Source organism: Streptomyces sp. NPDC003016 (assembly GCF_053591455.1).
Genome location: NZ_JBSFTV010000023.1, coordinates 1 through 13,318, shown reverse-complemented (window position 1 = coordinate 13,318; position 13,318 = coordinate 1). Strand labels below are relative to the sequence as shown.

Genomic DNA, 13,318 nt, shown 5'->3' with positions numbered 1-13,318 from the left:
AGGACCGACCCCGACCCCGACCCCACCCCGACCCCCCTCCCGGCCCCACCCCGACAGCCGGCTCCGGGAGCCACCACCGGGGCGAAAACCCATTGGCCCGCGGCGCGGCACCGCGGCTACAATCCCCGGTCTTCCCGCCTCCCTCCGTGGAGCGCCGCCGCCCGGACGGAAACCGGCCGGCCCACGTCGTGATCCCCCGGAGGCAACACCGTGTCCGCGCCCAGTCCCAGCCATGCCCCTACGCCCGAGTCCGAGCCCGAAAGGGGTCCTGAGTCCGAAAGCGGTCCTGAGTCCGGGCCCGGAAGCGGTCCCGAGTCCGGCCCCGAAAGCGACCCTCTGGGCCGCGAGCGTGCCCACCTCGCCGCCTCGCGCGCCGCGCTGCGCGCCATGCGCGAGGACGCCGAGGCCCTCGACATCCGCGACGTCACCGCGAACTGGGTGAACGCCGCCGTCCTCGGCGCCCAGATCGACGAACGCATCAAGTCGCTGGCCGACCTCTCCCACACCCCGCTCTTCTTCGGCCGCCTCGACTACCTCCACAGGGTCGGCGCGGACCAGGCGGAGGGCGCGGAGGGGGAACGCTTCTACATCGGCCGGCGCCACGTCCACGACGCGGACGGCGACCCGATGGTCATCGACTGGCGCGCGCCCGTCTCCCAGCCCTTCTACCGCGCGTCCCGCAAGGACCCGCTCGACGTCGGGCTGCGCCGCCGCTTCGGTTACACGGGCGGTGAGCTCACGGCGTACGAGGACGAGCACCTCTCCGACCCGGCGGAGTCCGAGGAGCGGACCAGCAGGCTGCTCCAGGCGGAGATCGAGCGCCCGCGCGTCGGCCCGATGCGGGACATCGTGGCGACGATCCAGCCCGAACAGGACGAGATCGTACGGTCGGGCCTGTCCGGCAGCGTCTGCGTGCAGGGAGGGCCGGGGACCGGAAAGACGGCGGTGGGCCTGCACCGGGTCGCGTACCTCCTCTACGCGCACCGCGAGCGGCTGGCCAGGACCGGCACGCTGGTCATCGGTCCGAACACGTCCTTCCTCCACTACATCGAGCAGGTCCTGCCCGCGCTGGGCGAGCTGGAGGTCAGGCAGGCCACGGTCGACGACCTGGTGGCGCCGCACGCCGAGGTGCGCGGCGCGGACGGGGCGGACGCCGCGGTGATCAAGGGCGACGCGCGGATGGCGGAGGTCCTGCGGCGGGCGCTGCGCTCGCACGTCACCGTCCCCGCCGAGCCGGTGGTCGTGGTGCGCGGCTCGCGCCGCTGGCGGGTCCCGGCGTACGAGCTGGAGGAGATCGTGGCCGAGCTGCTGGCCCGGGACATCCGTTACGGCGCCGCCCACGACGCGCTGCCGCAGCGCATCGCCCACGCGGTCCTCGTACGGATGGAGGAGGCGGGCGAGGCTCCCGACGACCGGGTGCAGGACACGGTGGCCCGCGCCCCGGCGGTGAAGGCGGCCGTCAAGGCGGTCTGGCCGGCGGTCGACCCGGCGAAGCTGGTCCTGCGGCTGCTGTCGGACGCGGGGTTCCTGGCGGAGCACGCCGAGGGGCTGCTGAGCGCCGACGAGCAGAAGGCGATCCTGTGGCCGAAGCCGCCGAGGAGCGTGAAGTCGGCGAAGTGGTCGGCGGCGGACGCGGTGCTCATCGACGAGGCGGGCGACCTGGTCTCGCGTACGCACTCGCTCGGCCATGTCGTACTCGACGAGGCGCAGGACCTGTCACCGATGCAGTACCGCGCGGTGGGCCGCCGCTGCACGACGGGTTCGGCGACGGTACTGGGCGACCTGGCCCAGGGCACGACGCCGTGGGCCACGGCGAGCTGGGCCGAGGCGCTGCGGCACCTGGGCAAGCCGGACGCGGCGGTCGAGGAACTGACGGCGGGCTTCCGGGTGCCGCGCGACGTCATCGCGTACGCGTCGCGGCTGCTGCCGTCGATCTCGCCGGGGCTGGCGCCGGTCTCGTCCGTGCGGGAGAGTCCGGGCTCGCTGTCGGTGCGGCGGGTGGAGTCCGGGGCAGTGGTGTCCGAGGCGGTGGTGTCGGCCTGTGCCGAGGCGCTGCGCCACGAGGGCTCGACGGGACTGATCGCGGCGGACGCGCGCGTCCCGGAGCTGGCGGCGGCCCTCGCCGCTGCGGGCCACGCGTACCTCTCCCCCGGCGAGGAGACGACGGCGCAGGCGCGGCTGACGCTGGTGCCGGCGTCGCTGGCGAAGGGTCTGGAGTACGACTACGTGGTGCTGGACGAACCTGCGGCGGTGGTGGAGGGCGAGCCGGACGAGCGGACGGGGCTGCGGCGGCTGTACGTGGCGCTGACCCGAGCGGTGTCGGGCCTCACCATCGTCCACCGGGCCCCTCTCCCACCGGCCCTCGGGTAACCGGGGCTCCACCCCGGGCCCGGACGCCCTTCGGGCGTGCCCTCGATCGCCGGACGGGCTTGAGCCGGCCGCACTGAATGTGCCGCGCGGCAACTCCCAGCCCGTCCGGCGATTGAGGACCGGGGTCTGGGGCGGAGCCCAGTTCGGGAAGGGGCGGGGAGGGGAACAGCTCCGCGCAGCGGCACCACAACCCCGCGCCCCGCACCCGCCCCCCTACGCGTCCAGCGTCGCCCGCCAGGTCCGTACCGCCTCCGCCGACACCGGCCCCGCCCAGCCCCCCGGCCGCGCCGCCCCACCGATGTGGAAGGCGTCGATGCCCGCCGCCCGAAGCTCCGGCAGGTGGTCGAGGCGCAGGCCGCCCCCGACCAGGATCTGCGGCTCGTACCCCGGGGCGCCGCGCCTCGCCGCCTCCGCCTCCGCCACGAGCACCGGCAGGCCCGCGTCGACGCCCTCCACCGCGCCGGCGGTCAGGTACGCGTCCAGGCCGGGCAGCTCCGCGAGCCGCTTGCGCAGCGCGTCGCGGTCCGCCGCGCGGTCGATCGCCCGGTGGAACGTCCACCGGCATCCCTCGATCTCCGCCACGATCCGCTCGACCGCGACCAGGTCGGGATTCCCGTCCGCGTCGAGGAAGCCCAGTACGAACTCCTCGGCCCCCTCCGCGCGCATCCCCCGCGCCGCCCGCACCAGCGCGGCGACGTCCCCCGCGGCGAATCCGTCCGTCAGCCGCAGCATCACGCGCAGCGGGATGTCCACCGCCGCGCGGATACGTCCGAAGGTCTCGCGGGACGGGGTCAGGCCGTCCGCCGCCATGTCGGTGACCAGCTCCAGCCGGTCCGCCCCTCCGGACTGGGCGGCGATCGCGTCCTGCGTGTCGAGGGCGATCACCTCCAGGACTGCACGGTTGCTCATGGGACCCCATTCCTCGGGAAACAACGACTACAGGTCTAGTCCAATGTCCACCCTAGAGCCCGCGCCCCGCCGGCGCATCAACGCACGCCGGTGAAGACGGCGGGGAGACCGCAGGGACACTGCGGGAACACCGCGGGGAACGGGCCGGGCCCCCTCCTGAACCGGCGCACCCGACGGCAGAATGAGGGGCATGAACGCCACGGCCGCCACCCCCGCCGACGACCGGCACCCCGCGTACGACGACCTGATCCGCCGGTGGCTGGACACCGTCTCCGCCGGAGCCCGAGCCGGAGCCGGAACCCGAGACGGAGCCGGAACCGGAGCCGGAGGCCACGACGGCCGGGCCGCCGACCCCCGCCCGTACGCCGAGAACCTCCTCGCCCGCTGGGCCGAACCGCAGCGGCGCTACCACTCCACCGACCACCTGGTCGCGGTCCTGAACCACCTCGACGTACTCGCCCCCCACGCCGACGACCCGGCCGCCGTCCGCCTCGCCGCCTGGTTCCACGACGCGGTCTACCGCCCCGACCGCTCCGAGAACGAGGAGCGCAGCGCCGTACTCGCCGAGCGCGCCCTGTCCGAGCTGGGGCTCGACGACACCCGTACGGCCGAAGTCGCCCGCCTGGTCCGGCTCACCGCCGGCCACGACCCCGTCCCGGGCGACACCAACGGCGAGGCCCTGTGCGACGCGGACCTGGCGATCCTGGCCGCGCCCCCGGCGTCGTACGCCGCCTACGCCGCGGCGGTGCGCGAGGAGTACGGCTTCGTCCCCGACGACACGTTCCGCGAGGGCCGCGCGGCGGTACTGCGACAGCTCCTGGAGCTGCCCACGCTGTTCCGTACGCCGCACGGGCGGGCCGAGTGGGAGGCGCGGGCGCGGCAGAACCTGACGACGGAGCTGGACCTGCTCACCGTCTGACCCGGAGCACCCGGCCCGGAGCACCCGGCCCGGAACTACGCCAGAACCACCGGTGGGAATGCGAGCGCCGCCCGTGGTGTTTTCAACTGCCATGCCTGACTCAGCCGATCGCCGCACCCGCATGCCCCTGGCCGTGTACATACTCGGAATGGCGGTCTTCGCCCTCGGAACGAGCGAGTTCATGCTCTCCGGGCTGCTGCCGCCGATCGCCGACGACATGGGCGTGTCCATCCCCCAGGCCGGGCTGCTGATCTCGGCCTTCGCCATCGGCATGGTGATCGGCGCCCCCCTGCTGGCCGTGGCGACGCTGCGCCTCCCCCGCCGTACGACCCTGATCACCCTGATCACGGTCTTCGGCCTCGGGCAGGTCGCCGGCGCGCTGGCCCCGACGTACGAGCTGCTCTTCGCCTCGCGCGTCGTGAGCGCCTTCGCCTGCGCCGGGTTCTGGGCGGTGGGGGCGGCGGTCGCCATCGCGATGGTGCCGGTGAACTACCGGGCGCGGGCGATGGCCGTCATGATCGGCGGCCTGAGCATCGCGAACGTGCTCGGCGTGCCCGCCGGTGCGTTCCTCGGCGAGCACTTCGGCTGGCGGTCGGCGTTCTGGGCGGTGGGCGCCGCCTCGGCCGTCGCGTTGGCGGGTGTCGTGACGCTGATCCCGCGCATCCCGCTGCCCGCCCAGAAGCCGCAGCTCAAGCGGGAGCTGGCGATCTACCGCGACGGCCAGGTCTGGCTCGCGATCACCATCACGGCGCTCGCGGCGGGCGGCGTCTTCTGCGCCTTCAGCTACCTCGCGCCGCTGCTGACGGACGTGGCGGGGCTCGACGCGGGCTGGGTGCCGACGGTCCTGGCGCTGTTCGGGATCGGCGCGCTGGTGGGTACGACCATCGGCGGCCGGGTCGCGGACGCGCACCTCTTCGGCGTACTGATCAGTGGTATCGCGGCCTCGACGGCCTTCCTGGCCGTGCTGGCCCTCTTCGCCTCGACCGCGGTGGTGGCCGTGGCGCTGTCGTTCCTGCTCGGCCTCTCGGCGTTCTACACGGCGCCCGCCCTCAACGCCCGGATGTTCAACGTGGCCGGCGCGGCCCCCACCCTGGCGGGCGCGACCACGACGGCCGCGTTCAACCTGGGCAACACGGGCGGCCCCTGGCTCGGCGGCACGGTGATCGACGCGGGCTTCGGCTTCTCCTCGACCGCATGGGCGGGCGCGGCGATGACGGTACTGGCCCTGGTGGCGGTGGTGTTCTCGCTGCGGCTCCAGCGCGGAGGCGGCTCACGCCTGATCGCGGGTTCGGCCCCGGCCCCGGCGGCGGCCCCGGACCCCGACACGTCGGAGCGCACGGGCGCGTAGGGGGCTTCGCGCAGGGGGGCTTCGCGGAGAGGGCTTCGCGAGATCCGGCCCGCACGCGCCCCGGCCGGCTAACCCGGCGCCGGCCGCCCCTTCGGCCGCCGCAGCCCCGCCGCGGTGAGCCGACGTACCAGCTCCTTCGAGCCGACCTCCACCGCCCCCGCCGCCACCGCGTCCGCGTACCGCACGTCCGGCACGTCGTAGTGATCGCGGTCGAACGCCCGCGCCGGGCACCCGACGACGGCCGCGAACGCGTGCAGTTCCTCGTACGAGACGTCGCTCACCAGGTGCGACCACATGCGGCCGTGCCCCGGCCAGGTCGGCGGGTCGATGTACACCGTCATGTCAGGCTGCCGACCGGCGCCACGATCACGGACGCCTTCGCGCACACCCAGTGCGGGTCGGCCCCCAGCTCCGGCTCGACCTCCAGGGCGTGCGGTTCCCCGTCCGTACAGACCGGGCAGAGCGGCCAGCGGCCGTACCGCACCAGAAGCGCGTCCTGCACGTCCTGAGCTATCAGGCCCGTGACGTACGCCGTGCCCTCGGGCCACTGCTCCACCCACCACCGGCGTTGCGCGACCGCGTCCTCGACCATCGACACGACGTCCGCCTGGGCCACGTCACGGGCCGTGAGGTCGGCCATGACCAGGGCGCGGGCGATGTGCAGGGCCTGTTCGAGCGGAGACGCGACGGGTTCCATGAGGCCATTGTCCCGCGCCCCGCACAGGGCGGACGCGGGGTTGACGGCCCACCAGCCCGAAAATATCTTTCAAGAGTGACCAATGAAGTGAAGGAAATTTTCACCGGCGCCGTCCCTGCCGCCGGCGCCGGAAAGGGCGGCAGCGGCTCCGCCCCGCCCGCCCCCGCCGCCCTGGCCGCCAAGGTACGGACCCTCGCCCCGTCCATGACCCGCTCCATGCAGCGCGTCGCCGAGGCCGTCGCGGCCGACCCGGCCGGCTGCTCCGCCCTCACGGTCACCGGTCTCGCCGAGCTCACCGGCACCAGCGAGGCCACCGTCGTCCGTACCGCACGCCTCCTCGGCTACCCCGGCTACCGCGACCTGCGCCTCGCGCTGGCGGGGCTCGCGGCGCAGCAGCAGTCGGGCCGGGCGCCCGCCGTGACCGCCGACATCGCCGTCGACGACCCGATCGCGGACGTCGTCACCAAGCTGGCGTACGACGAACAGCAGACCCTCGCCGACACCGCCGCCGGTCTGGACACCGTCCAGCTCGGCGCCGCCGTCACCGCTCTCGCCGGGGCCCGCCGCATCGACATCTACGGCGTCGGCGCCTCCTCCCTCGTCGGCATGGACCTGGCCCAGAAGCTGCTGCGCATCGGCCTCATCGCGCACGCGCACACCGACCCGCACCTCGCCGTCACCAACGCCGTGCAGCTGCGCTCCGGCGACGTGGCCGTGGCCATCACGCACTCGGGGTCGACCGGTGACGTCATAGAACCCCTCCGCGTCGCCTTCGACCGGGGAGCGACGACGGTCGCGATCACCGGCCGCCCGGACGGGCCCGTGTCGCAGTACGCCGACCACGTCCTCACCACCTCGACCGCCCGCGAGAGCGAACTGCGCCCGGCCGCCATGTCCAGCCGTACGAGTCAACTCCTCGTCGTGGACTGCCTGTTCATAGGCGTGGCCCAGCGTACGTACGACACGGCCGCCCCCGCCCTCGCCGCCTCCTACGAAGCCCTCGCGCACCGCCACACCCCGCGCGGCAACCACCGTTAGCAGCCCGTACGACGGGAAGACCAGAAAGAGCCGCACTCTTCATGACCTCCACCAGCACGAACGCGAACTCCAGCACGGACACGGACTCCACCACGGACACGGACTCCCGCACCTACGGCGAACTGCGCGCCCAGCTCGCCACCCTCACCACCGAGGCGTTCCGCCCCGAGCTCGCCGACATCGACCGGCTCCCGACGGCCGAGATCGCCCGCATCATGAACGGCGAGGACCGCACCGTCCCCGAGGCCGTCGCCGCCCAGCTCCCCCGGATCGCCGCCGCCATCGACGCCACCGCCGAGCGCATGGCCCGCGGCGGCCGCCTGGTCTACGCGGGCGCCGGCACGGCCGGACGACTCGGCGTGCTGGACGCGAGCGAGTGCCCGCCCACCTTCAACACCGACCCGTCCGAGGTCGTCGGCCTGATCGCGGGCGGCCCGGCCGCGATGGTCAGGGCCGTCGAGGGCGCGGAGGACTCCGGGGAACTGGCGGCGGCGGACCTGGACGCCCTCGCCCTCACCCCGGACGACACCGTCGTCGGCATCTCGGCCTCCGGCCGCACCCCCTACGCCATCGGCGCCGTCGAGCACGCCCGCGCCGTGGGCGCCCTCACCATCGGCCTGTCCTGCAACGCGGACAGCCCGCTCGCGGCCGCCGCCGAGCACGGCCTGGAGGTCGTCGTGGGCCCCGAGCTCCTCACCGGCTCCACCCGCCTCAAGGCGGGTACGGCCCAGAAGCTCGTCCTCAACATGATCTCGACCATCACGATGATCCGGCTCGGCAAGACGTACGGAAACCTCATGGTCGACGTCCGCGCCTCCAACGAGAAGCTGCGCGCCCGCTCCCGCCGCATCGTCGCCCTGGCGACGGGCGCGCAGGACGCGGAGATCGAGGCCGCGCTCGCCGCCACCGGCGGCGAGGTCAAGAACGCCGTCCTCGTACTCCTCGCAGGAGTCGACGGCCCCACGGCCACCGCCCTGCTCAAGGAAGCGCGGGGCCACCTCCGCGCCGCGCTCCAGGCGGCCCGTACCACCTGAACCACCTGAACCACCCGCACCTCCTCCCCCCTCCCGCACAGCAAGGCACCCGCACCATGACCGAACCCAAGAACCGCGCCACCGCCGCCGCGATCCTTCCGCTCGTCGGAGGCGCGGGGAACGTCACCTCCGTCGCCCACTGCATGACCCGGCTCCGCCTGGGCCTGCGCGACCGCGCCCTCGTCCGGGACGAGGAGTTGAAGGCCCTGCCCGCCGTCATGGGCGTGGTCGAGGACGACACGTACCAGATCGTGCTCGGACCGGGCACGGTCGCCCGGGTCACCCCGGAGTTCGAGGCCCTGGTGGCGGAGGAACGGGCAGCCGCCCCCACTCCGGCCCCCACCTCCACCCCCGCGGCCGACGGACCGGCCGCACAGGGCGCCGCGCTCAAGGCCCGGCAGAAGGCGAGGAACGCCACCCCCTTCAAGCTGTTCCTGCGCAGGATCGCGAACATCTTCGTCCCGCTGATCCCGGCCCTGATCGGCTGCGGCATCATCGCCGGCCTCAACGGCCTGCTGATCAACCTGGGCCGGCTCCCCGCGATCACCCCCGCCCTCGCCGCCATCGCGACCGGCTTCATGGCCCTGATCGCGGTCTTCGTCGGCCTGAACACGGCGAAGGAGTTCGGCGGTACGCCGATCCTGGGCGGCGCGGTCGCCGCCATCATCGTCTTCCCGGGCGTCGCCGACGTCGACGCGTTCGGGCAATCCCTCTCCCCGGGCCAGGGAGGCGTCCTCGGCGCGCTCGGCGCGGCGGTCCTCGGGGTGTACGTCGAGAAATGGTGCCGCCGCTGGGTCCCGGAGTCCCTGGACGTCCTGGTCACCCCCACCCTGACCGTCCTGGTCTCCGGCCTCGTCACCGTCTTCGGCCTGATGTTCGTGGCCGGTGAGATCTCCACGGCCATCGGCGACTTCGCCGGCTGGCTGCTGGCCACCGGCGGCGTGGCCGCCGGCTTCGTCCTCGGCGGCCTGTTCCTCCCCCTCGTGATGCTGGGCCTGCACCAGGCCCTGATCCCGATCCACGCCACCCTCATCGAGCAGCAGGGCTTCACCGTCCTCCTGCCGATCCTCGCCATGGCGGGCGCGGGCCAGGTCGGCGCCGCCGCCGCGGTCTACCTGCGCCTCCCCCGCAACACCTCGATCCGCCGCACCGTCAAGTCCGCGCTCCCGGCCGGTTTCCTCGGCGTGGGCGAGCCCCTGATCTACGGCGTCTCGCTCCCCCTGGGCCGCCCGTTCGTCACCGCGTGCGTCGGCGGCGCCTTCGGCGGCGGCGTCGTGGGCCTGCTCAACCAGCTCGGCGACTCGGTGGGTTCGACGGCCATCGGCCCGTCCGGCTGGGCCCTGTTCCCCCTCCTCGACGGCGACAAGGGCCTGGCCACGATCGCCGCGGTCTACGCCGCCGGACTGGTCGTCGGTTACGTCGCGGGCTTCCTGGCCACGTACTACTTCGGCTTCACCCGGCAGATGCTGACCGATCTCAACGTCTCCACGGACGACCCTGCGACGCCCCCGGTGACCCCGGGCACCCCGACGAAGGAACCGGTCCCGGCCGGCCTGCCCCACGGCGGGGAACCTCGGTCGCCGTAAGCACACAGCCCGACGTCACCCGAAGGGCGCCGACGCCGTTCCGACACTCACCCTGCTGCGGCGACTGGCCCACGCGTTGAACGCCTCCCTCAGCATCGCCCTGGACGACGACCACGAAGAGGTGGCCTTCGTCGCCCGCCCGGCGGCCTGACCTTCTACGGGGGCGTCGCTCTCGCCAGACCCCGGGCACATCAGCCCGCTTCGCCCCTCGGGACGACTCGGCAAGACCGCGACGGGCGCCGCGCTCACGATTGCTCAACGAGGAAACGCCGCTGTGTGCGACGTGGTGCAGAACGGGTCCGGCAAGGCCGGCGTCTCACCGAACGGCACGGGACCGGAGTGCTTGCAGGTACCGTCCCGGGGCTCCGTGAACAGCGTGACCCTCGGGCCTCGCGTGTCCAACCTGTCGATCAGCACATACATCGGGGCCAAAGCACGCGCGGACGCCCGGCACTTCTTCGTCCGGTCGTCCTTGGCGTTGCGCTTCGACGTGATCTCCACGATCAACAGAGCCTCCGCCGCGTCCACCGGATCGTTGCTGTCCGGATCGCCTGCCTCTGGCGGCGTCCCACGACCGCGTGAGGAGCGCACCGACCCGCACCGCTCACGGCAGCCGCCCTTGCGCGTTGACCTCCCGTACCCGCGCCCTCAGCACCTCCCCGAGCGCGACCGGCCGCACGTCCTCCGGCGGACAGTCCCACTCCCGGCCCCCGCCCGCCGGCCGCAGCTGTACGTACGTCCCCACCTGCCCCATCACCTTCCCCACCCGCCCGTCCCGGACATCCACGGCGTACGACCCCGGTTCCGGCGGCCCGCCGCCCGTCACGGCTTGAGCCCGTGCAGAACGGCGGCGAGCCGCATCGCCGTGTCGAGGTTGCACCGCCCCAGGTCCACCAGCGGATACGGCGCCTCGCTCGCCAGCGACACCACGTCCACCCGCAGCGACGGCAGCGTCACCGACACCACTTCCAGCCCCTCCTGCAACTGGGCCACCACTTCTTCCGCAGCCCGCAGCCGCTCCGACGATCGCACCACCATGACCAGGCACCTCCACACACTGAGTGTTCGCTTTCCTCACACAGAGTGGCCGAAAGCGCACTAGCCTGACCAGTCACAGCGGTCCAACAACACCGCATGTCGCACAGGGAGTTGCCATGCCCCGACCCAAGGGCCTCGACCCGTCCTCCTCCCCACGGGCTCTGCTCGGCGCGGAACTGCGCCACGCCCGCGAGAAGGCCGGACTCACTCAGGAGGAGCTGGGCCAGCCGCTTTTCGTGAGCGGCTCGTTCATCGGCCAGCTGGAGGCGGGCACGCGCCGGATGATGCCGGAGTACGCGGTGAAGATAGACGAAGTCCTGGGAACGGGCGGCTTCTTCGAGCGGAACTGCGAGGCGTCGACGAAGTCGAAGTACCCGGACCACTTCGCGGAAGCGGTGGAAGCGGAAGCGATGGCGACAGTGATCAAGCAGTACGCTCCACTGCTGATCCCGGGCCTGCTGCAGACGAAGGCGTACGCGAAGGCGCTGTGCCGCGCATACCGACCCACGGCGCTGGACACGGAAATCGACGAATTGGTCGATGCACGACTTCACCGTGCACGCATACTCGACGATCCAACAACGCCGCTGTTGTGGACCGTCTTGGACGAGGCGACACTGCGACGGCCGGTAGGCGGGTCAGCGACGATGGCAGAGGCGTTGGGCCACGTGTGCCAGCAGATCAGGCGCCACAGAATCATCGCGCAGGTGCTCCCGTTCAGTGCGGGTGCCATCGCCGCCATCGGCGGTGGAATCAAGTTGATGCACTTCCCCGACGCGCCCCCGCTCGCCTACATCGACGGCGTCGGCACAGGCCAGTTGCTGGACGACCCGGCAACGGTCGCTCGGCACGAACTGACCTACGATTTGCTCAGGGCCAGCGCATTGTCACCGGAAGCCTCCCTGGCTCTGCTCGAATCAGCGGCGGAGGATTACGCCCATGAAGATCAGCAGCCCTGAGTACGACCTCTCCACCGCGAACTGGCACAAGTCCAGCTACAGCGGCCCCGATGGTGCCGACTGCCTGGAGGTAGCCACCTGGCGCAAGTCCTCGTACAGCGGCGGCGAGGGCGGCAACTGCCTCGAAGTAGCCGACGGCCACCCCGGCATCGTCCCCGTCCGCGACTCCAAGAACCCCGATGCCCCGGCGCTCGTGTTCCGGGCCGCCACCTGGTCCGCGTTCGTCGCGGACCTCAAGCGGCACTAAGCCGTTCCCCACTCACAGGCACCGTCTGAGCCGGCCGGCCGGGTTGACGGTGCCTGTGAGGGATGCCGCCGTGCAACTGGGCTGCCACATGCCTTCAGATGGGGTGGCGGCGGCCCCACAGCCTGTTCACCAGTGGGGCCGTGGCTCCGACGAGTGCCATGACCGAGGCGGCGACCCAGTACCGCCGCCCGTCCCCCAACGTCAGTACCGAGACAATTCCTGCAACGGCTCCGAGACTCAGGCTCAAGGCCGGCCACCACTCTTTGCGGCGCAGTAGACCAGGGACGGAGTACATCGTCACGACGAATCCACCGACCATGGCGAACTCGTACCACCCGCCCCCCTCGGGAAGGCTCCACCCGTCGCGGCGCCCCCCGTTGCTGTGGTAGACGAACCGCAAGTGCACTGCACCAGCTGCCCCCCAGCACAGCGCACTGGCGCCCACCACGCCTATCAGCGCTCTCCACTCCCTGTTCCCCATGGCCAAGAGGGTAGATCCCGTCCCCGGCCACCCGTCTGATCAGGCGGGCCGCCAGCCGGAGCAGCGCAGGGGCTCGTTGCAGGCTCAGCCACTTCGGCCTCGCTCGGAACGGCCGATGAGTTTCGCCGGCCACTTCGGTCTGCCTTCCCGTGACCAAGTGGTCCGGAGAAGGGTGAGGTTGTGAGCTACGCCGACGTCAACGGACTGTCCCTGTACTTCGAGGAGCACGGTTCGGGTCCGGGTGTGCCCCTGGTGCTGCTGCACGGCGGGGTGGGGGCGGGTGAGCTGTTCGCGCCCCGGCTGCCCGGACTGACCGAGGGGCGGCGGGTGATCCTGGCCGACCTCCAGGGGCACGGCCGTACGGCGGACGTCGACCGGCCACTGCGCATGGAGTCGATGGCGGACGACGTCGCCGCCCTGCTCAAGCACCTCGGCCTGGACCGGGCGGACGTGCTGGGCTACTCGCTGGGGGCCGGGGTCGCCCTGCGCACCGCGATCCAGCACCCGGATCTGGTGCGCCGCCTGGTGGTGGTCTCCATACCGGCCCGGCGCGGCGGCTGGTTCCCGGAGGTCACGGCGCAGATGGACCGGATGAGTCCGGCGGTCGCGGAGGTGATGAAGCAGTCACCGATGTACGAGCTGTACGCGCGGCTGGCGCCCCGGCCGGCGGACTGGCCGGTCCTGATCGGCAA

Annotated in this window: 15 protein-coding genes; 9 read left to right on the top strand and 6 right to left on the bottom strand. The window is 72.6% G+C overall.

Annotation, left to right across the window (positions count from 1 at the left end; translation table 11 throughout):
• Positions 1–387: 387 nt before the first annotated feature.
• Positions 388–2,370 (top strand): HelD family protein, encoded by a 1,983-nt coding sequence (locus ACWDZ4_RS20795; RefSeq protein WP_451509885.1) that lies wholly within the window; start codon positions 388–390, stop codon positions 2,368–2,370.
• 213 nt (positions 2,371–2,583) lie between these two features.
• On the opposite strand, the gene ACWDZ4_RS20790 is transcribed toward ACWDZ4_RS20795, so the two are convergent.
• Entirely contained in the window at positions 2,584–3,279 is a 696-nt protein-coding gene (locus tag ACWDZ4_RS20790; RefSeq protein WP_451509884.1) for a copper homeostasis protein CutC, read from the bottom strand.
• A gap of 190 nt (positions 3,280–3,469) precedes the next feature.
• On the opposite strand from ACWDZ4_RS20790, the gene ACWDZ4_RS20785 reads away from it, so the two are divergent.
• The gene (locus tag ACWDZ4_RS20785; protein ID WP_451509883.1) at positions 3,470–4,198 is read left to right on the top strand and encodes an HD domain-containing protein; all 729 of its coding nucleotides are present in this window, start codon (positions 3,470–3,472) and stop codon (positions 4,196–4,198) included.
• Between the two features lie 121 nt (positions 4,199–4,319).
• Positions 4,320–5,546: a Cmx/CmrA family chloramphenicol efflux MFS transporter gene (locus ACWDZ4_RS20780; protein WP_451509976.1), complete on the top strand. Its 1,227-nt coding sequence runs from the start codon at positions 4,320–4,322 to the stop codon at positions 5,544–5,546.
• Between the two features lie 68 nt (positions 5,547–5,614).
• Here ACWDZ4_RS20780 and ACWDZ4_RS20775 read toward each other — a convergent pair whose 3' ends face one another.
• Together ACWDZ4_RS20775 and ACWDZ4_RS20770 are read right to left on the bottom strand one after the other, a co-directional pair.
• Complete coding sequence (locus tag ACWDZ4_RS20775) at positions 5,615–5,887, bottom strand: DUF4031 domain-containing protein (RefSeq protein WP_451509882.1); 273 nt, start codon at positions 5,885–5,887, stop codon at positions 5,615–5,617.
• Positions 5,884–6,243, bottom strand: a complete 360-nt coding sequence (locus ACWDZ4_RS20770) for a hypothetical protein (RefSeq protein WP_451509881.1) — start codon at positions 6,241–6,243, stop codon at positions 5,884–5,886. The genes ACWDZ4_RS20775 and ACWDZ4_RS20770 overlap by 4 nt, the downstream gene beginning before the upstream one ends.
• Positions 6,244–6,318: 75 nt before the next feature.
• Between ACWDZ4_RS20770 and ACWDZ4_RS20765 the strand changes: the two genes are divergently transcribed.
• The 3 genes from ACWDZ4_RS20765 to ACWDZ4_RS20755 are packed head-to-tail and all read left to right on the top strand — an operon-like array spanning position 6,319 to position 9,901.
• Positions 6,319–7,281, top strand: coding sequence for a MurR/RpiR family transcriptional regulator (locus ACWDZ4_RS20765; protein WP_451509880.1), 963 nt, complete (start codon positions 6,319–6,321; stop codon positions 7,279–7,281).
• A 41-nt stretch (positions 7,282–7,322) separates the two neighbouring features.
• Positions 7,323–8,315, top strand: a complete 993-nt coding sequence (gene murQ, locus ACWDZ4_RS20760) for an N-acetylmuramic acid 6-phosphate etherase (RefSeq protein ID WP_451509879.1) — start codon at positions 7,323–7,325, stop codon at positions 8,313–8,315.
• 56 nt (positions 8,316–8,371) lie between these two features.
• Positions 8,372–9,901: a PTS transporter subunit EIIC gene (locus tag ACWDZ4_RS20755; protein WP_451509878.1), complete on the top strand. Its 1,530-nt coding sequence runs from the start codon at positions 8,372–8,374 to the stop codon at positions 9,899–9,901.
• Between the two features lie 255 nt (positions 9,902–10,156).
• Here the strand turns inward: ACWDZ4_RS20755 and ACWDZ4_RS20750 are convergent, their stop codons facing one another.
• The 3 genes from ACWDZ4_RS20750 to ACWDZ4_RS20740 form a co-directional block, all read right to left on the bottom strand.
• Complete coding sequence (locus ACWDZ4_RS20750) at positions 10,157–10,429, bottom strand: Uma2 family endonuclease (RefSeq protein WP_451509877.1); 273 nt, start codon at positions 10,427–10,429, stop codon at positions 10,157–10,159.
• 76 nt (positions 10,430–10,505) lie between these two features.
• A complete protein-coding gene (locus tag ACWDZ4_RS20745; protein ID WP_451509876.1) occupies positions 10,506–10,727 on the bottom strand; it encodes a hypothetical protein in 222 nt (73 codons plus the stop codon).
• Positions 10,724–10,939, bottom strand: a complete 216-nt coding sequence (locus ACWDZ4_RS20740; protein WP_451509875.1) for a hypothetical protein — start codon at positions 10,937–10,939, stop codon at positions 10,724–10,726. Before ACWDZ4_RS20740 ends, ACWDZ4_RS20745 begins: the two co-directional genes overlap by 4 nt.
• 116 nt (positions 10,940–11,055) lie before the next feature.
• Between ACWDZ4_RS20740 and ACWDZ4_RS20735 the strand changes: the two genes are divergently transcribed.
• The 3 genes from ACWDZ4_RS20735 to ACWDZ4_RS20725 form a co-directional block, all read left to right on the top strand.
• Positions 11,056–11,898, top strand: coding sequence for a helix-turn-helix domain-containing protein (locus ACWDZ4_RS20735; protein WP_451509874.1), 843 nt, complete (start codon positions 11,056–11,058; stop codon positions 11,896–11,898).
• Positions 11,879–12,145, top strand: a complete 267-nt coding sequence (locus ACWDZ4_RS20730) for a DUF397 domain-containing protein (RefSeq protein ID WP_451509873.1) — start codon at positions 11,879–11,881, stop codon at positions 12,143–12,145. Before ACWDZ4_RS20735 ends, ACWDZ4_RS20730 begins: the two co-directional genes overlap by 20 nt.
• A gap of 661 nt (positions 12,146–12,806) precedes the next feature.
• Positions 12,807–13,318 (top strand): alpha/beta fold hydrolase (locus ACWDZ4_RS20725; RefSeq protein WP_451509872.1); only part of this gene is annotated, 512 nt, incomplete at its 3' end.

Coding starts and splice junctions, on each gene's coding strand:
- ACWDZ4_RS20730 (WP_451509873.1), top strand. CDS start 11,879: ATGAAGATCAGCAGCCCTGAGTACGACCTCTCCACCGCGAACTGGCAC.
- ACWDZ4_RS20775 (WP_451509882.1), bottom strand. CDS start 5,887: ATGACGGTGTACATCGACCCGCCGACCTGGCCGGGGCACGGCCGCATG.
- ACWDZ4_RS20735 (WP_451509874.1), top strand. CDS start 11,056: ATGCCCCGACCCAAGGGCCTCGACCCGTCCTCCTCCCCACGGGCTCTG.
- ACWDZ4_RS20790 (WP_451509884.1), bottom strand. CDS start 3,279: ATGAGCAACCGTGCAGTCCTGGAGGTGATCGCCCTCGACACGCAGGAC.
- ACWDZ4_RS20770 (WP_451509881.1), bottom strand. CDS start 6,243: ATGGAACCCGTCGCGTCTCCGCTCGAACAGGCCCTGCACATCGCCCGC.
- ACWDZ4_RS20755 (WP_451509878.1), top strand. CDS start 8,372: ATGACCGAACCCAAGAACCGCGCCACCGCCGCCGCGATCCTTCCGCTC.
- ACWDZ4_RS20740 (WP_451509875.1), bottom strand. CDS start 10,939: ATGGTGGTGCGATCGTCGGAGCGGCTGCGGGCTGCGGAAGAAGTGGTG.
- ACWDZ4_RS20785 (WP_451509883.1), top strand. CDS start 3,470: ATGAACGCCACGGCCGCCACCCCCGCCGACGACCGGCACCCCGCGTAC.
- ACWDZ4_RS20780 (WP_451509976.1), top strand. CDS start 4,320: ATGCCCCTGGCCGTGTACATACTCGGAATGGCGGTCTTCGCCCTCGGA.
- ACWDZ4_RS20795 (WP_451509885.1), top strand. CDS start 388: ATGCGCGAGGACGCCGAGGCCCTCGACATCCGCGACGTCACCGCGAAC.
- murQ (WP_451509879.1), top strand. CDS start 7,323: ATGACCTCCACCAGCACGAACGCGAACTCCAGCACGGACACGGACTCC.